This window comes from Streptomyces sp. NPDC023527 (genome assembly GCF_055560115.1).
The window spans coordinates 229,502-244,929 of the sequence record NZ_JBVHJJ010000009.1 but is presented as its reverse complement, the minus strand read 5'-3'; the positions used below and the strand labels follow the sequence as shown (position 1 = coordinate 244,929).

At 72.8% G+C, this 15,428-nt stretch carries 18 protein-coding genes; 6 read left to right on the top strand and 12 right to left on the bottom strand.

Annotated features, from left to right (window positions below):
* Positions 1-5: 5 nt before the first annotated feature.
* From ACZ303_RS19745 to sigE, 5 genes are all read right to left on the bottom strand, one after another.
* Positions 6-695, bottom strand: coding sequence for a hypothetical protein (locus ACZ303_RS19745; RefSeq protein WP_467340607.1), 690 nt, complete (start codon positions 693-695; stop codon positions 6-8).
* Positions 696-808: 113 nt separating this feature from the next.
* Positions 809-1,255, bottom strand: coding sequence for a sec-independent translocase (locus ACZ303_RS19740; RefSeq protein WP_467340605.1), 447 nt, complete (start codon positions 1,253-1,255; stop codon positions 809-811).
* Between the two features lie 106 nt (positions 1,256-1,361).
* Positions 1,362-3,014 (bottom strand): S1C family serine protease, encoded by a 1,653-nt coding sequence (locus tag ACZ303_RS19735; RefSeq protein ID WP_467340603.1) that lies wholly within the window; start codon positions 3,012-3,014, stop codon positions 1,362-1,364.
* 90 nt (positions 3,015-3,104) lie between these two features.
* Positions 3,105-3,893: a zf-HC2 domain-containing protein gene (locus tag ACZ303_RS19730; protein ID WP_467340601.1), complete on the bottom strand. Its 789-nt coding sequence runs from the start codon at positions 3,891-3,893 to the stop codon at positions 3,105-3,107.
* Entirely contained in the window at positions 3,890-4,663 is a 774-nt protein-coding gene (gene sigE, locus ACZ303_RS19725; protein ID WP_467340796.1) for an RNA polymerase sigma factor SigE, read from the bottom strand. Before sigE ends, ACZ303_RS19730 begins: the two co-directional genes overlap by 4 nt.
* A 141-nt stretch (positions 4,664-4,804) precedes the next feature.
* Here sigE and ACZ303_RS19720 point away from each other — a divergent pair, with 141 nt between their 5' ends.
* Positions 4,805-5,470, top strand: a complete 666-nt coding sequence (locus tag ACZ303_RS19720; RefSeq protein ID WP_467340599.1) for an O-methyltransferase — start codon at positions 4,805-4,807, stop codon at positions 5,468-5,470.
* 188 nt (positions 5,471-5,658) lie between these two features.
* On the opposite strand, the gene ACZ303_RS19715 is transcribed toward ACZ303_RS19720, so the two are convergent.
* The gene (locus ACZ303_RS19715; RefSeq protein ID WP_467340597.1) at positions 5,659-5,826 is read right to left on the bottom strand and encodes a DUF3117 domain-containing protein; all 168 of its coding nucleotides are present in this window, start codon (positions 5,824-5,826) and stop codon (positions 5,659-5,661) included.
* A 311-nt stretch (positions 5,827-6,137) separates the two neighbouring features.
* Between ACZ303_RS19715 and chcB the strand changes: the two genes are divergently transcribed.
* Positions 6,138-6,923, top strand: a complete 786-nt coding sequence (chcB, locus tag ACZ303_RS19710; protein WP_467340595.1) for a 2-cyclohexenylcarbonyl CoA isomerase — start codon at positions 6,138-6,140, stop codon at positions 6,921-6,923.
* A 15-nt stretch (positions 6,924-6,938) separates the two neighbouring features.
* On the opposite strand, the gene ACZ303_RS19705 is transcribed toward chcB, so the two are convergent.
* Both ACZ303_RS19705 and ACZ303_RS19700 read right to left on the bottom strand, forming a co-directional pair.
* Positions 6,939-7,547 (bottom strand): DNA-3-methyladenine glycosylase I, encoded by a 609-nt coding sequence (locus tag ACZ303_RS19705; protein ID WP_467340593.1) that lies wholly within the window; start codon positions 7,545-7,547, stop codon positions 6,939-6,941.
* Positions 7,544-7,966 (bottom strand): hypothetical protein, encoded by a 423-nt coding sequence (locus tag ACZ303_RS19700; protein WP_467340591.1) that lies wholly within the window; start codon positions 7,964-7,966, stop codon positions 7,544-7,546. The genes ACZ303_RS19705 and ACZ303_RS19700 overlap by 4 nt, the downstream gene beginning before the upstream one ends.
* 130 nt (positions 7,967-8,096) lie before the next feature.
* On the opposite strand from ACZ303_RS19700, the gene folP reads away from it, so the two are divergent.
* Positions 8,097-8,957 (top strand): dihydropteroate synthase, encoded by an 861-nt coding sequence (gene folP / locus ACZ303_RS19695; RefSeq protein ID WP_467340589.1) that lies wholly within the window; start codon positions 8,097-8,099, stop codon positions 8,955-8,957.
* A gap of 71 nt (positions 8,958-9,028) precedes the next feature.
* Here the strand turns inward: folP and ACZ303_RS19690 are convergent, their stop codons facing one another.
* Together ACZ303_RS19690 and dapE are read right to left on the bottom strand one after the other, a co-directional pair.
* Positions 9,029-9,778: an LOG family protein gene (locus tag ACZ303_RS19690; RefSeq protein WP_467340587.1), complete on the bottom strand. Its 750-nt coding sequence runs from the start codon at positions 9,776-9,778 to the stop codon at positions 9,029-9,031.
* A gap of 69 nt (positions 9,779-9,847) precedes the next feature.
* A complete protein-coding gene (gene dapE, locus ACZ303_RS19685; protein ID WP_467340585.1) occupies positions 9,848-10,927 on the bottom strand; it encodes a succinyl-diaminopimelate desuccinylase in 1,080 nt (359 codons plus the stop codon).
* A 99-nt stretch (positions 10,928-11,026) separates the two neighbouring features.
* Here dapE and ACZ303_RS19680 point away from each other — a divergent pair, with 99 nt between their 5' ends.
* The gene (locus ACZ303_RS19680) at positions 11,027-11,935 is read left to right on the top strand and encodes a VldE C-terminal domain-containing protein (protein ID WP_467340583.1); all 909 of its coding nucleotides are present in this window, start codon (positions 11,027-11,029) and stop codon (positions 11,933-11,935) included.
* Positions 11,936-12,221: 286 nt separating this feature from the next.
* The gene (locus tag ACZ303_RS19675) at positions 12,222-12,638 is read left to right on the top strand and encodes an ATP-binding protein (protein ID WP_467340581.1); all 417 of its coding nucleotides are present in this window, start codon (positions 12,222-12,224) and stop codon (positions 12,636-12,638) included.
* 99 nt (positions 12,639-12,737) lie between these two features.
* Here the strand turns inward: ACZ303_RS19675 and dapC are convergent, their stop codons facing one another.
* Both dapC and fdxA read right to left on the bottom strand, forming a co-directional pair.
* Positions 12,738-13,835 (bottom strand): succinyldiaminopimelate transaminase, encoded by a 1,098-nt coding sequence (gene dapC, locus ACZ303_RS19670; protein ID WP_467340579.1) that lies wholly within the window; start codon positions 13,833-13,835, stop codon positions 12,738-12,740.
* 110 nt (positions 13,836-13,945) lie between these two features.
* On the bottom strand, positions 13,946-14,272 hold the full coding sequence (gene fdxA / locus ACZ303_RS19665) for a ferredoxin (protein WP_344093716.1): 327 nt from the start codon (positions 14,270-14,272) through the stop codon (positions 13,946-13,948).
* Positions 14,273-14,386: 114 nt separating this feature from the next.
* Here fdxA and ACZ303_RS19660 point away from each other — a divergent pair, with 114 nt between their 5' ends.
* On the top strand, positions 14,387-15,394 hold the full coding sequence (locus ACZ303_RS19660) for a GNAT family N-acetyltransferase (RefSeq protein ID WP_467340576.1): 1,008 nt from the start codon (positions 14,387-14,389) through the stop codon (positions 15,392-15,394).
* Positions 15,395-15,428 lie beyond the last annotated feature (34 nt).

The following is a 15,428-nucleotide window of genomic DNA, read 5'->3' as shown; positions in this document are numbered from 1 at the left end:
GTGCCTCAGCCCTCGTAGGCCGTGATGTCCTTGATCACCGCGAAGCCCATGCCGTACGCGCTCATGCCGCGCCCGTACGCGCCCAGGTGGACGCCGCCCTCGGCGGAGCCGGCGAGGACCCAGCCGTACTCGGACTCGCGGTAGCGGAATTCGGTCGGCACGCCGTCCACCGGGAGCGACAGCGTCGACCAGGCGGGCTCCTCCAGGTGATCCGCGAGCTCCCAGGCCAGGGCGGTCTGCTGGTCCAGCCAGTCCTGGCGCAGGGCGCGCTCCATCTGCGTGGGCCAGGTGCACGACAGCAGCCCGGAGCCGGCCAGCCAGGCCGCCGAGGAGACCGAGGTGGCCTCCAGCACGCCCGTACCGTCGGCGCTGCGGCGCACCGGGCGGCTCGCGACGGTCACCACGACGGCGAAGCGCTGCTTCTCGGCGTGCGGGTCGGCGCGCTCGCCGCGCACCGACGGCTCCTCGCCGTGGCCCGTCGAACCGTGCTCCACGGTCCCGTCGGCGGCGGCGCCGACCTGCATCAGCCAGCGCGGCCCGGTGTAGGCCTCGTCCAGGCCGTACCACGGGAACGAAGCCAGCAGATAGCCGTCGACCGACCGCCGGGCACCGGGTCCGCTCTGTCCGGCGTCCGTCGACGCGGGACCGTCGGCCGCACCGGCCCCTTGCGAACCGACCCGACTCGTCGTCTCCATCTGCGCGGCGCCTCCTTGGCCCGATCGTGGGCGAGCCCGCCCCCCTCGGACGACTTCACCCCAAACACAGGGAGGATAGCCACCCCCGTCAATGGGGCAGGGGATGCGCGGGCTCAGGTGGCGTCGGAGTCAAACGGCGGGCGCTCGCCCGGGTCCCGGGTCTCGCGCTTTTTGAGCAGGTCAGGGCCGCTGCCCGAGGAGGAGCCGGCAGCCGGGGCGGCCGGGGACGCCTCGGCGCCACGCCCGTGCACCGCGTCGGCCACCTCGGTCATCTCGGACTTGAGGTCGAAGCCGTTGCGGATCTCCTTCAGCCCCAGCTCGTCCTTGTCGAGCACGTGCTTGCGCACAAATGTCTTGGGGTTGAGGTCCTCGAACTCGAAGTCCTTGAACTCCGGGCCGAGCTCGGAGCGGATGTCCTCCTTGGCGTTCTCGGAGAACTGCCGGATCTTCCGCAATGTGCGGGACACGTCCTGGATCATCTTCGGCAGCTTGTCGGGGCCGAAGATGAGGACCGCGAGCACCACGAGCGCGACCAGCTCCAGGGGTCCTATGTCGAGCACGTTGCAGCTCCTTGATGCGTCAGTGGCCGACTGTCCAGGCCATCCATCACGGTACCTGGCCCGGCGGGCGGCAAGGGAGACACCTCGGCCAACATCGGGCCAAAGCTCATCGCGAGTGGGCGGCGCCGAGGACGAGTTCCACGCTCCGCTCCTTGCCGTCGCGCTCGACGGTGAGGCCGAGCCGGTCGCCAGGGCGGTGGCTGCGGATCTTGACGATGAGCTCCTGGCCGCTGTGCACCGGGACCCCGTCGACCTTCTTGATCACATCGCGGGGCTCGATGCCGGCCTTGGCCCCGGGGCCGCCGGGGGTGACGGCCGCGCCGTCGGCGCCCTTGGTGTTCACCTTCGCGCCGTCGCCCGAGTACTGCATGTCCAAGGTCACGCCGATCACCGGATGGGTGGCCTTGCCGTTGTTGATGAGCTCCTCGGCGACGCGCTTGGCCTGGTTGATCGGTATGGCGAAGCCCAGGCCGATGCTGCCGCCCTGGCCGCCGCCCAGGTCGGAGCCGTCGCCCGCGGAGCGGATGGCGCTGTTGATGCCGATGACGCGGGCCTCGGAGTCCATCAGCGGGCCGCCGGAGTTGCCCGGGTTTATCGGGGCGTCCGTCTGGAGGGCGTCGACATAGCTGACGTCGCTGCCGTCCTCCTTCCGGCCGCCCGCCGTGATCGGGCGCTCCTTGGCGCTGATGATCCCGGTGGTGACCGTCCCCGCGAGGTCGAACGGCGCACCGATGGCGATCACGGAGTCGCCGACGCGGACGGAGTCGGAGTTGCCGAGGGCGAGCGGGGTCAGTCCGGACACCCCGGAGACCTTGATCACGGCGAGGTCGTAGCTGCTGTCCCGGCCGACGACGGTGGCCTTGGCGGTCTGGCCGCCGCTGAAGGTCACCGATATCTCGCCGCCCGATCCGGCCGGCTCCACGACGTGGTTGTTGGTGAGGATGCGCCCCTCCTTGTCCAGGACGAATCCGGTGCCGGTGCCCTGGTCGGCGCCGCCGCGCACATGGATCGTGACGACGCCCGGCAGCGCGCGGGCGGCGATCCCGGCGACGCTGCCCGGGGCCCGGGCCGACCGGTCCGCCGCCGCCTGCGGCAGCCGCACCTGGCGGGTCACCCCGCCGTCGCGCTGGAGGTACGCGCCGATGACGCCGCCGGTGCCGCCGGCGACGAGCGCCACGATCACAGCCCCGGCCACGAGCCGGCCGCGCCGCGGCCTCGCCCCGGCCGCCGGGTGCGGGACCTGCGGGTCCGCGGCCCAGGGGTCGTACTGCCACGGTCCGCGCGGCGGCATGCCGGTGCCGTGCGCGGGGGTCGTCGGCGGCTGCGAGTGGGCCGGGACGTAGTGCGGTACGGGCGCGCCGGCGGGCGGGAGCGCGGTGCCGGCGGGCGGTGTCATGGCCATCGGCGGCGGGAGAGGGGTGCCGTACGAGGGGGTCGTGCCGTCCGGCGGGGCCGTGCCGGGGTGCGCGGGGATGCCGCCGGGCGGGGTCGGGCCCGCCGGGGGGACATGCGTGCCGTGCGCCGGGGTGACCGGGCGCTGGACCGGCGGAGCGGGGGCCCAGGGGCCGGGACGCCCGTACGGGGGTGTGCCGTACGGGTCGGGGGCGTGCAGCGGCGCCGCGTCGGCCGGCCGGGCCGTGGCGGCCGTGTCCTGGGCGGCGGGAGCGTCCGCCGCCTCCGCCGCGTCCCGCGAAGGGCGCCGCGGCCGGCTCCACCACTGCGGCCTGGGCTCCTCGGCCCGTGCCTTCCCCTCGTCCATCTTCTCCCCACCGTTCGCCGGAGAGCGCACGGCATCGCACCGAGGGATCCGTGGCCCACCTGGAATTGAACCAGGTCCTTCGGGAAGGTGTCAGCGCGCGCCGTCGGCCGCCGACACGCCCGGGGCCGGGAGCGCGGCGTGGAGCAGCGGGGGCAGTGGGGGCGAGGTGACGGGGCGCAGCAGGGAGACGCCCTGCGCGGGCGGAGCCGACGGCACGCCGGGGGTGCGCGGTGCGTCCCGGGTGGCGGCGGTGAACCCCAGCGGGAGGCTGTTGTCCGTGCCCGTGCGGCCGCCGCCGCTCATCACGCGTGGCGTGGCCGACGGCCGGGGATCCTCGGCGCGCGCGCTCGGGGCGTCGACGACGGAGGCCAGCGGCTGGGCGCCGCCGAGCGCGAACGCGGCGAGCGAGACCGCGCCGGCCGCCGCGAAGGCGAAGCGGCGCCCCCGGAGGCCGCCCCGTGCGGCGTCGGGGACCTCATGGATGCGGAAGCCGCGGTCGCGGTGGCGCTCGACGACGGCCGGGAGCAGCGCGAAGGTCTCCGTCCGGGCGCCGAAGCCGCCCTTCCCCGGGCCGCCGGGGCTCTGCCGGGCAGCCGGGCCGTCATGGCTCCCGGAGCCTTCCTGATCGCCGCCCGGGCCCATGCCGGGCAGGCCCTGCAGGCGGGCGAGGAGCGCGTCGGAGAGCGGCGGGGGTGCCGCCTCGGCGAATACGCTCTTGAGCCGGCGCTGGGCGTCGGCTTCCGCTTTGCACTTCCAACAGGTCGCCAGGTGCGCCAGCACCCGCTCCCGAGAGTCGTGTCCCAACTCCCCGTCGACCAGGGCCGCGAGGCGGTCGCCGAGATGGTGCTCGGCGGGGGACTGACCGCCTGATCCGGTCACGCGATCCCTACCTCCCCACCGAGTGGGGCCCCGGAGGTCACACCGGCCACGGCACGCTGCTCGGCCCGGGCGGCGGGCGAGCGGTGCTGGAGCGCCTTGCGCAGGTGGGAGCGGCCGCGGTGGATGCGGCTGCGCACGGTGCCGAGCTTCACGCCGAGGGTCGCGGCGATCTCCTCGTACGAAAGGCCCTCGATGTCGCACAGGACCACGGCGGCGCGGAACTCCGGGGCGAGGGTGTCCAGCGCCTGCTGGACGTCCGCGTCGAAGTGGGTGTCGTTGAAGTGCTGCTGCGGGGAGGGCTCACGGCTGGGGAGCCGCTCCGCCGCGTCGTCGCCGAGGGCGTCGAAGCGGATGCGCTGCCGTCGCCGGACCATGTCGAGGAAGAGGTTGGTGGTGATGCGGTGCAGCCACCCCTCGAACGTGCCCGGGGTGTACGTGGACAGCGACCGGAAGACGCGCACGAACACCTCCTGGGTGAGGTCCTCGGCGTCGTGCTGATTGCCGGTGAGGCGGTAGGCCAGTCGGTAGACCCGGGCACTGTGCGTGCTGACGATCTCCTCCCAGGTGGGAGGAGTCCACGCCTGCGTATCCGCATCGGTGGCGAAAGTCGCGGTCTGTGCGGAGTCGGCTTTGCGGGCGTCAGCGGTCTTGGTCACGGATTTCGGCTCGCCGGCGGACCTGCGAAAGCGCTTCAGCACTCCCCGACGGTCTCCGGCCGCAGCCGCACCTCCCCTGTCGGCTCTGGTGGTGTCCAGTAGAGCCCCTACCATATCCATCCCGCCCGTTAGCTCCGGATAAGGAATTTTGACCTGCATTTGGTCTTGGTCACGCAAGTCCCCGCACCCTCCTACGCTCTTCTCCAACGCGCGGTCCCATCTGCGGGTTCCCGTGGTCAGCGGATACAGTCACGGTTGCGTCGACTACGGGGACAGGAGAGGGCCATTACCGGCAACCGGCAGACGAGCTGGGCGTTCGCCGATGCGTTCGTCGCCGAGGACGAGGCGCTGCGCTGGGCCCGGGACCGGGCTCATGAGGCAGGTCTCCGCTCGGTGTCGTCCGGCACCGGCGCGGCGCTGCGCCTGCTCGCCGCGGCGGTGGACGCCAAGGCGGTGGCCGAGATCGGGACGGGCACCGGCGTCTCCGGCATCCACCTCCTGCACGGCATGCGCCCCGACGGTGTGCTGACGACCGTGGACAGCGACCCGGAGTGCCAGCAGTTCGCCCGGCAGGCGTTCCGCGCCGCGGGCTTCGCCGGCAACCGGGCGCGCTTCATCCCCGGCCGCGCGCTGGATGTGCTGCCGCGCCTCGCCGACGGCGGATACGACCTGGTGTTCTGCGACGGTGACCGGCTGGAGTGCCTCGACTACCTAGCCGAATCGTTGCGCCTGCTGCGCCCCGGCGGACTCGTCTGCTTCGAGGGCGTCTTCGCCAACGGCCGCACGGTGGACTCCGCCGCCCAGCCCGCCGAGGTGCAGCGGCTGCGCGAGCTGCTGCGGGCGGTCCGTGAGTCCACGGTCCTGCTGCCCTCGCTGCTGCCGGTCGGCGACGGGCTGCTGTGCGCCGCCCGGCGCGGCTGACGGCTCCGACGGCCTTCCCGGAGCTCTTGGCACCTCTCGCGGCCGTCCGCCGGCGCGGAAAATTCCCCGGAGGACGGAAAAACCCGGATACACCTGCGGAAAGAGCCGGAAAGCCGCTGGATACACCGCTGCCCCGGAGCCGGCGTGAGCCGACTGCCGGGGCAGTGGAAAAATTGTGGGCCTGTGTGTCAGCCGACAACCTTCTTCAGGTGGTCTCCGAGGGCCTCGGCCTCATCCGGCGTCAGCTCGACGACGAGTCGACCGCCGCCTTCGAGCGGAACCCGCATGACGATGCCCCGCCCCTCCTTGGTCACCTCGAGCGGGCCATCGCCCGTCCGCGGCTTCATGGCCGCCATGCTCGTTCCCCTTCCTGAAACCAGCTCATCGCAGCCGACAACCCAGGTGTCACCGGCATCGAACACATTGCTTCCAGGCCATTATCCCGCATCGCGGGACCCGATGACCAACATCGCTCTGTATCCCTTCGGCAACGCGATCGCGCAAAACCACTCAATTCGGCGATCGGACTGCGATACTGCGCCACCCTCGTGCCGCCATGGAGGCCGAATTCTTTGACGCAGGTCACATATCGGCTCCCGGTGATCTCCGGCATGCTGAGCGCTGACGGCCGCCGATACGGGCGGCCGACGAGGGAGGGAGCGGCACCATGGCCGACACCGTGCTGTACGAGGTGACGGACGGACTCGCGACGATCACGCTGAATCGTCCCGACGCGATGAACGCGCTGAACATCGCCACGAAGGTCGCCCTTCGGGACGCGCTGCGGGACGCCGGCGCCGACGAGGCCGTACGCGCCGTGCTGCTGACGGCCACCGGGCGGGCCTTCTGCGTCGGGCAGGACCTCAAGGAGCACGTCGAGCTGTTGGGCGGGGCCGGCAATGTGATGAGCACCGTCAAGGAGCACTACAACCCCGTCGTCACCGCGATCGCCGAGATGCCCAAGCCGGTCGTGGCCGGGGTCAACGGCGTCGCGGCGGGCGCCGGCGCCGGGTTCGCCTTCGCCGCGGACTACCGCGTGGTCGCCGACACGGCCGCCTTCAACACCTCCTTCGCCGGGGTGGCCCTCACCGCCGACTCGGGCGCCTCCTGGACGCTCCCCCGCCTCATCGGCCGCAGCCGGGCCGCGGACCTGCTGCTCTTCCCGCGCAATGTGAGCGCCCAGGAGGCGTACGAGCTGGGCATCGCGAACAAGGTCGTGCCCACCGCGGAGCTGCCCGCCGAGGCGGAGGCCGTGGCCCGTCGCCTCGCCGAGGGCCCGACCGTGGCCTACGCGGCGATCAAGCAGTCCCTGGCCTACGCGGCGGACCACTCGCTGGCCGACGCCCTGGTCAAGGAGGACGAGCTCCAGACGCGCGCCGGCGCCTCGGAGGACCACCGCATCGCGGTGGACGCCTTCCTCAAGAAGGAGAAGCCGCGCTACGTGGGCCGCTGACACACCGGCCGCCGGTCAGCGCCCGGCGACCGACGCGGACCGCCGCACATGGCAGTCCGCCACATGGTCGTCGACCAGGCCGCACGCCTGCATCATGGCGTAGGCCGTGGTGGGGCCGACGAAGCGGAAGCCGCGCTTCTTGAGGTCCTTGGCCAGGGCTATGGACTCGGGGGTCGTCGCGGGGACGTCCGCCGCCGTGCGCGGCACGCGGCGGCCTGCCGGGTCCGGGGCGTACGACCAGATGAGCGCGTCCAGCTCGCCGGGCGCCCACTCCGCGGCCACCTTGGCGTTGCCGATCGCGGCCGTGATCTTCGCGCGGTTGCGGATGATGCCGGGGTCGGCCAGCAGCCGCTCGGCGTCCTGCTCGGTGAAGGCCGCCACCTTGGCGATGGAGAATCCCGCGAAGGCGGCGCGGAAGCCCTCCCGGCGGCGCAGGATCGTCAGCCACGACAGGCCCGACTGGAACGCCTCCAGGCACATGCGCTCGTACAGCGCGTCGTCGCCGTGCACCGGCCGGCCCCACTCGGTGTCGTGATAGAGGCGGTAGTCACCCTTGGACTCCGCCTCCAGGCCCCAGGGGCAGCGCCCCAGTCCGTCCGGCCCGAGAACCGCTCCGCCGCTCACGCGCCCGCACCTCCGTCCCGCTTATCGTCCTCGTTCCGTACCTCCCGGGCGTCCGGCGCGGCGGCGTCGGCCGGCCGCTCGGCGGGCTTGCGCAGCAGGTCGGGGCCGCTGACGGCCGCGGCCTGCGCCCCGGCGAGCGCCGCCTCCAGCTCGGCGATCCGCGCGTCGCGCTCGGCCAGCTCGGCGCCCAGCCGGTCCAGGACGTCGTCGGTCTCCGTCATGCGATAGCCGCGCAGGGCCACCGGCAGCCGCAGCGCGTCGACGTCCGCGCGGCCCATGGCCCGGTCCACCGGCAGCGGCCAGGCGACCCGGTCCGGCACCGCCTCGGGCAGCGGTCCGCCGCTTCCGCCGGCGACGAAGAGCGTGACCGCGGCGACCACCACGACCAGCGCGATGAGCAAGAACCAGAACACGACCATCTCCCTGGTGTCCCCGTCGCGCGGCGCGCCGGTACTCCATCGGTTGGGACTGCCAATCCGTCCACCCCGATCGTGCCATGACCCACTGACAGTTAAGGTCGCTGGCGGACCACGGAGAAGGAGTACGGAAATGCTGCGGCTGGGCCGACGCGAGTTCGATGCGCACGAACCGGTGATCATGGCGATCGTCAACCGGACGCCGGACTCCTTCTACGACCGGGGCTCGACGTTTCAGGACGAGCCCGCGCTGACCCGGGTGGAGCAGGCGGTCGCCGAGGGCGCCGCCATCATCGACATCGGCGGGGTGAAGGCCGGCCCCGGTGAGGAGGTCACCGCCGAGGAGGAGGCGCGGCGCACGGTCGGCTTCGTGGCCGAGGTGCGCCGGCGCCACCCGGACGTGGTGATCAGCGTCGACACCTGGCGGCACGACGTCGGCGAGGCCGTCTGCGAGGCGGGCGCGGACGTGCTCAACGACGCCTGGGGCGGGGTCGATCCGAAGCTGGCCGAGGTCGCGGCCCGTTACGGGGCCGGCCTGGTGTGCACACACGCGGGCGGCGTCGAACCGCGCACCCGGCCGCACCGCGTCGACTACGACGACGTGATGGCGGACATCCTGCGGGTGACGCTCGGGCTGGCCGAGCGCGCCGCCGGGCTGGGCGTCCGGCGCGACGGCATCATGATCGACCCCGGGCACGACTTCGGGAAGAACACCCGGCACTCGCTGGAGGCGACCCGGCGACTGGGCGAGATGGCCGGGACGGGCTGGCCCGTGCTCGTCTCGCTGTCCAACAAGGACTTCGTCGGCGAGACGCTCGACAAGCCGGTCAAGGAGCGACTGCTGGGCACCCTCGCGACCACGGCCGTCTCGGCGTGGCTGGGCGCGCGGGTGTACCGCGTGCACGAGGTCGCGGAGACCAAGCAGGTGCTGGACATGGTCGCGTCGATCGCGGGCCTGCGGGCGCCCGCGGTGGCCCGGCGGGGGCTGGCCTAGGACCCGCCCCGCCCTCGAACGCCGGACGGGCCGAGGTCCTCGGCCCGTCCGGCGTTCGTGCGGGGGTCCGGCTACGTCCCCGCTTCCTTCGTCACCAGGGCGATCGCCTCGTCGACGTCGTCCGTGACGTGGAAGAGACGCAGGTCGTGCGGGCCCGCCTTGCCCCCGGCGATCAGCGTGTCACGCACCCAGTCGACCAGGCCCCGCCAGTAGGCGGTGCCGAAGAGCACGATCGGGAAGCGGGTGACCTTCTTGGTCTGGACGAGGGTCAGCGCCTCGAACAGCTCGTCGAGCGTGCCGAGTCCGCCCGGTAGCACCACGAACCCGCTCGCGTACTTCACGAACATCGTCTTCCGCACGAAGAAGTAGCGGAAGTCCACTCCGAGGTTGACGTACTGATTGAGGCCCTGCTCGAAGGGCAGCTCGATGCCGAGTCCGACGGAGACGCCGCCCGCCTCCGTCGCCCCCTTGTTGGCCGCCTCCATGGCGCCGGGCCCGCCGCCCGTGATGACCGCGAAGCCCGCCTCGACCAGCCCGCGCCCGATGGCCACCCCGGCCTCGTACTCCGGCGAGTTCCTGAGCGTGCGGGCCGATCCGAACACGCTGATGGCGGGCGGCAGTTCCGCCAGCGCGCCGAAACCCTCCACGAACTCGGACTGGATGCGCATCACCCGGAACGGGTCCTCGTGCACCCAGTCCGCTGTGCCCCTGGTGTCCAGGAGATGCTGATCGGTGGTGCCCTGCTGCATCTGGCCGTGCCGGCGCGTGACCGGCCCCCGGCGCTGCTCCCGCTGAGTGCGGGCCCCATCGGAATTTGCCATTCCGCGCTCCCTCCGCTGCAGATCGTTGCTGCTCAGCGTAGGCCCACGCGGCGCCGCTCCGGGCTTGAGTCAGCTCGTCAGCCAGGCGCGCAGCCGCTCCTCCGCGTCTGTGATCAGCGAGGCGCGCACCCGCTCGTCGCGCTTGTGGGCGAGCAGCGGATCGCCGGGGCCGTAGTTGACGGCGGGCACGCCCAGCGCGCTGAAGCGGGAGACGTCCGTCCAGCCGAACTTGGGCCGCGGGACGGCCCCGACGGCCTCGATGAAGGCGGCGGCGGCCGGGTGGGACAGACCCGGCAGCGCGCCGGGCGAGTGGTCGTCGACGACGAACTCGGCCACTCCGCAGTCCGCGAAGACCTCGCGGACGTGGTCCAGCGCCTCCCGTTCGTCGCGGTCGGGCGCGTAGCGGAAGTTCACGGTCACCGTGCAGGCGTCGGGGATGACGTTGCCCGCGACGCCGCCCTCGATCCGGACGGCGTTGAGCCCCTCGTGGTACTCCAGCCCGTCGATGACCGGACGGCGCGGCTCGTACGCGGCGAGCCTCGCCAGGATCGGCGCCGCGGCGTGGATGGCGTTGTCGCCCATCCAGCTGCGCGCCGAGTGCGCGCGCTCGCCCGCGGTGCGCAGCAGCACCCGCAGGGTGCCCTGGCAGCCGCCCTCGACCTGGGCGTCGGTGGGTTCGAGGAGGACGGCGAAGTCGGCGGTGAGCCAGTCGGGGTGGGCGGCGGCGACGTGGCCGAGGCCGTTGAGGTGGGCGGCGACCTCTTCGTTGTCGTAGAAGACGAAGGTCAGATCGCGGTTGGGCGCGGGGACGGTCGCGGCGACGCGCAGCTGCACGGCGACGCCGGACTTCATGTCGCTGGTGCCGCAGCCCCACAGGAAGCCGTCCTCGTCCAGCCGGGAGGGGAGGTTGTCGGCGATCGGGACGGTGTCGATGTGCCCGGCCAGCACGACCCGCTCGGCACGCCCGAGGTTCGTGCGGGCCACGACGTTGTTGCCGTGCCGGTCGACCGTCAGGTGAGGCAGTGCGCGCAGCGCCCGCTCGACGGCGTCGGCGAGGGGCTTCTCGCTCCCGCTCTCGGACGGGAAGTCGACGAGCCGGGCGGTGAGGGCGGCGGCGTCGAGGGACAGGTCGAGTACGGCGTCATCCATGGCGGTGACTCTAACTCCCCCGGCCGACCGGGGGCCGGGCGGTGAGCGCGCCGGGTCCGCCCCCGCTGATTCCCCCGCCTCTCCAGTAACGTGGGCCGCATGTCCCGGATCTCCGTCACCCACCGTGGCCGACTGCTGCGCATCGTGGCCGCCTGCGCCGTGCTGCTGGCGCTGATCGGATACGGGATCGCCCAGCTGGTGACGGGTGGTCCGGGGGCGCCGCGCTGCACGGTGCGGGCGGACGGGGAGTCGTACTCCCTCTCACCGGAACAGGCCGTGAACGCCGCCACGATCTCGGCCGTCGGCGCCGGGCGCGGGCTGCCCGAGCGGGCGGTGACCATCGCGCTGGCCACGGCCATGCAGGAGTCGGGGCTGCGCAACATCCACCACGGCGACCGCGATTCGCTGGGCCTGTTCCAGCAGCGGCCGACGCAGGGCTGGGGCACATCGACGCAGATCACCGACCCGGTGTACGCGGCGGGGAAGTTCTACGAGCACCTGGTGGAGGTGCCCGGGTACTCGCGGCTGCCGCTGACGGTGGCCGCGCAGAAGGTGCAGCGCAGCGGCTTCCCGCAGGCGTACGCGAAGCACGAGCCGGACGCCTCGCTGCTCGCGTCGGGGCTCACGGGCCGCGCACGGGCGTCGTTCAGCTGCACGACGAGCCCGGGCGACGGCAAGCCCGGCGATCCGACGGCGGTACGGGCGAAGCTGCGGCGCGAGTTCGGCGCCGAGGTGACGCCGACGGCCGCGACGGGCCGCACCGGCGCGGGCGCGAACGGCGGCGCCGCGGCACGGACGGTGACCGTTCCGGTGCGGGCGACGACGGCCGACGGCGGCCCGGAGCGGCGCGGCTGGCAGCTGGCGTCGTGGGCGGTGGCGCACGCCTCGGAACTGCGGATCGAGCGGGTCTCCTTCGGCGGCCGGCAGTGGACGTCGGAGGACTCCGCGGACGGCTGGCGGCCGGCCGCGGGCTCGTCCGGCGAGGTGCTGATCACCACCGCTCAGTAGTACGAGCGTCCACCCGGCAGGGGTATGCGCGGCGGGTGTCGCCGCCGAATTCGGGGTATCCGGACGAGGCTTCCACATACCCCCAAGTTCCTTGCGATCAAAGGCTTGTAAGCCTTTCGAACGCGCCATGAGCTTGTCGTATTTGCCCGGGTTACCGGGAAACAGATAATGCGATGCATTACCAAGTCTTTACCTTGGCGCACCGCAACCTTCCCGGCATTCACGCGGTAGTCACTGCGTCCGGTCGCCGGACACTCAACGTCCTCAACTCCGTCAAAGGAGCATCATGTCCCTCCCCCTTTCGCGCCGTATCGCCCGTGTCGCGCTGCTGGTAGCCGCCGGTGCGGCGCCCGTCATCGGCGCGGCCGGAGCGGCGAGCGCCGCGGACCTCAAGGCCCCTGAGCTGACGAGCGGGCTGAGCACGGTGGACGGCGCGAACCTGGGCAACAACATCGACGCGACCTCCCACAAGGCCGGGGCCGTGACCTCCGAGGTCGGCCACAAGGCTGTGAACACCGCCGTGCCCGCCACCACGGACACCCTCGGCAAGGCCGCCAAGACCACCACCCCGGCCGCCCAGAAGGTCGCGGGCGGCCTCGGCGCCTCCGCCGCCGGTGTCGTCGGCGAGGCCGCGAAGGCCGCCCCCAAGGGTGGCACCGGCCTGCCCTCGCTGCCCGCCAAGGGCCTCCCGATCGGCGGCTGACCCGGTCCAACCGGCTCACGCAGGGCAACGCGAGAGGGCCCGGGAGTTCATCCCGGGCCCTCTCGCACGTCCTCTTCCCGTCCGCTTTCCGGCGTACGGCTAGTCGGCCAGCCGACGGACCGCCGCCTCGACGCGTTCGTCACTCGCGGTGAACGCGATCCGAACGAACCGCTCCCCCGCCGCACCGTAGAAGTCACCCGGCGCGACCAGGATGCCGCGCTTGGAGAGGTCGGCGACCGTGTCCCAGCAGGGCTCGTCGCGCGTGGCCCACAGATACAGCGACGCCTCGCTGTGCTCGATCCGGAAGCCCGCGCCCTCGAAGGCGGCGCGCAGCGCGGCCCGGCGGGCGGCGTACCGCTCGCGCTGCTCGGCGACGTGCGCGGTGTCGCCCAGGGCCGCGACGGTGGCGGCCTGGACGGGGGCCGCGACCATCATCCCGCCGTGCTTGCGGATCTGGAGCAGCTCGCCGAGGACGGCGGCGTCACCGGCGATGAACGCGGCGCGGTAGCCGGCCAGGTTGGAGCGCTTGGAGAGCGAGTGGACGGCGACGATGCCGTCGTACGAGCCGCCGCAGATGTCCGGGTGCAGCACGGAGACCGGGTCGGCCTCCCAGCCCAGCTCCAGATAGCACTCGTCGCTGAAGACCAGCACCCCGTGCTCGCGGGCCCAGGCGACCGTGCGGCGCAGCTCCTCCACCGACAGCACCCGGCCCGTCGGGTTCGACGGGGAGTTGAGCCAGAGCAGCTTCAGGCCGCTGGGGTCGAGCTCGGTGGGGTCGTCGTAGACGACGGGCTCGGCGCCCGCGAGCCGCGCGCCGACCTCGTAGGTCGGGTAGGCCAGCCGCGGGTAGGCGACCTTGTCACCGGCGCCGAGCCCCAGCTGGGTCGGCAGCCAGGCCACCAGCTCCTTGGAGCCGACCACCGGCAGGACGTTGGCGTGCGTCATCCCCCGCGCGCCCAGCCGGCGCTCCGCCCAGCCGGTCAGCGCGTCGCGCAGCGCGGCCGTGCCCCACACGGTGGGATAGCCCGGGCTGTCCGCGGCGTCCGTGAGCGCCCGCCGGATCAGCTCCGGGACGGGGTCGACCGGGGTGCCGACCGACAGGTCGACGATGCCGTCCGGGTGGGCGGCGGCCGTCGTCTTGCACGGGTCGAGCCGGTCCCACGGGAAGGTGGGGAGGCGGGAGGAGACTGGGCCCACGGGTGCGCTCGCTCTCTTGCGTCAGGGGGTCCTCGGCCGGCCGCGGGGCACATGCGGCGGCCCCGTACGGCGCTGCGCCGTACGGGGCCGGGGCTGCGCCGAACCGGAGATCAGTGGTCTTCGTTCTGCTTCGGCAGCGCCGCGATGAAGGGGTGGTCGCGCTCGATCAGGCCGAGCTTGGAGGCGCCACCGGGCGAACCGAGCTCGTCGAAGAACTCGACGTTCGCCTTGTAGTAGTCCTTCCACTCCTCAGGAGTGTCGTCCTCGTAGAAAATGGCTTCGACCGGGCAGACCGGTTCACAGGCACCACAGTCGACGCATTCGTCCGGGTGGATGTACAAGGACCGGGAGCCCTCGTAGATGCAGTCGACGGGGCACTCCTCGATGCACGCCTTGTCCTTCACGTCGACACAAGGCTGCGCGATGACGTAGGTCACGCTGTCGTTCCTCCTCGGTAGGGCTCATCTCGCGCGGGAGCGCGGCGTCGTCGATGCCCACACCTAGTATCTCCGTTCCCGGGCACTTGACGAACAAGAGGGGCGAGGAGAGCTGTGGAATTCACCACGGGCGGACAGCTGGAAGTCCGGATCAATACCTCTGATGTGGGAAAAAGGGTATCTGTACGGCGGCTGAACGAATCCGATGGGTCTTCCGAACGCTTCACGGACACCGTGGGCGTACTCACCTCCTGGGACCACGGTGTGTTGCGGATCACACGACGGACCGGTGAGGTGGTCGTGATCCAGGAGACCTCCGTGGTGGCCGGCAAGGTCGTGCCGGCGGCTCCGGCCCGGCGCCGCGGACCCGCCACGAGCGCGCGCGAACTCCAGGAGGTCGCGGCGCGCGGATGGCCCGCGCGGGAGATCGCCGGGCTGGGCGACTGGACCCTGCGCGCCGCGGGCGGCTTCACCGCCCGGGCCAATTCCGTGCTGCCCCTCGGCGAGTGCGGGCTGCCGCTGCCGGAGGCCCTCGACCGGGTCGTCGCCTGGTACCGCGAGCGCGGCCTGCCTGCGCGGGTGCAGGTCACGACCGGTGACGCGGAGCGGGACGCGCTGCTGGACGCGGAGCTGGCGGGGCGCGGCTGGACCGAGGAGCGGCACGCCCTGATACGGACGGCCGCGCTGGCGCCGCTGGCCGACACCGGCGCCGACACGGGCCGGGTGCTGCTCTCCCGGCGGCCGGACGAGGCGTGGCTGCGGGCCTACGGGCGCACCTCCGCCTCCGCCGCCGACGCGCTGGGCGTGCTGACGGGCGGCCCGTCCGTGTGGTTCGCGACGGTGCCCGGCGCACCGGGCGAGGACCTGCCGGCGGCGATCGGCCGATGCGTGACCGACGGTCGGTGGGCGGGGTTCGCCGCGCTGACGGTGAGCCCGGCGCACCGCAGGCAGGGCGTGGCCACGCTGGTCATGGCCCGGCTGGCCGAGCAGGCGCTGAGCGAGGGCGCCTCGGCCGCGTACCTCCAGGTCGAGACGGACAACGGCGCCGCGGCGGCCCTCTACGACGAGCTCGGTTTCACCACGCACCACGCCTACCATTACCGCCGCGAGCCGCAGCGATAACCGCAGTCGCCACCGCATCATGGAATTGGCGGCG

Excerpts from the sequence above, each read along its gene's own strand:
- sigE (WP_467340796.1), bottom strand. The coding sequence starts at position 4,663 with ATGGTAGGGGCTCTACTGGACACCACCAGAGCCGACAGGGGAGGTGCG.
- ACZ303_RS19680 (WP_467340583.1), top strand. The coding sequence starts at position 11,027 with ATGTCCCGGATCTCCGTCACCCACCGTGGCCGACTGCTGCGCATCGTG.
- ACZ303_RS19700 (WP_467340591.1), bottom strand. The coding sequence starts at position 7,966 with ATGGTCGTGTTCTGGTTCTTGCTCATCGCGCTGGTCGTGGTGGTCGCC.
- ACZ303_RS19745 (WP_467340607.1), bottom strand. The coding sequence starts at position 695 with ATGGAGACGACGAGTCGGGTCGGTTCGCAAGGGGCCGGTGCGGCCGAC.
- ACZ303_RS19735 (WP_467340603.1), bottom strand. The coding sequence starts at position 3,014 with ATGGACGAGGGGAAGGCACGGGCCGAGGAGCCCAGGCCGCAGTGGTGG.
- dapE (WP_467340585.1), bottom strand. The coding sequence starts at position 10,927 with ATGGATGACGCCGTACTCGACCTGTCCCTCGACGCCGCCGCCCTCACC.
- ACZ303_RS19715 (WP_467340597.1), bottom strand. The coding sequence starts at position 5,826 with ATGGCGGCCATGAAGCCGCGGACGGGCGATGGCCCGCTCGAGGTGACC.
- chcB (WP_467340595.1), top strand. The coding sequence starts at position 6,138 with ATGGCCGACACCGTGCTGTACGAGGTGACGGACGGACTCGCGACGATC.
- folP (WP_467340589.1), top strand. The coding sequence starts at position 8,097 with ATGCTGCGGCTGGGCCGACGCGAGTTCGATGCGCACGAACCGGTGATC.
- ACZ303_RS19690 (WP_467340587.1), bottom strand. The coding sequence starts at position 9,778 with ATGGCAAATTCCGATGGGGCCCGCACTCAGCGGGAGCAGCGCCGGGGG.
- ACZ303_RS19675 (WP_467340581.1), top strand. The coding sequence starts at position 12,222 with ATGTCCCTCCCCCTTTCGCGCCGTATCGCCCGTGTCGCGCTGCTGGTA.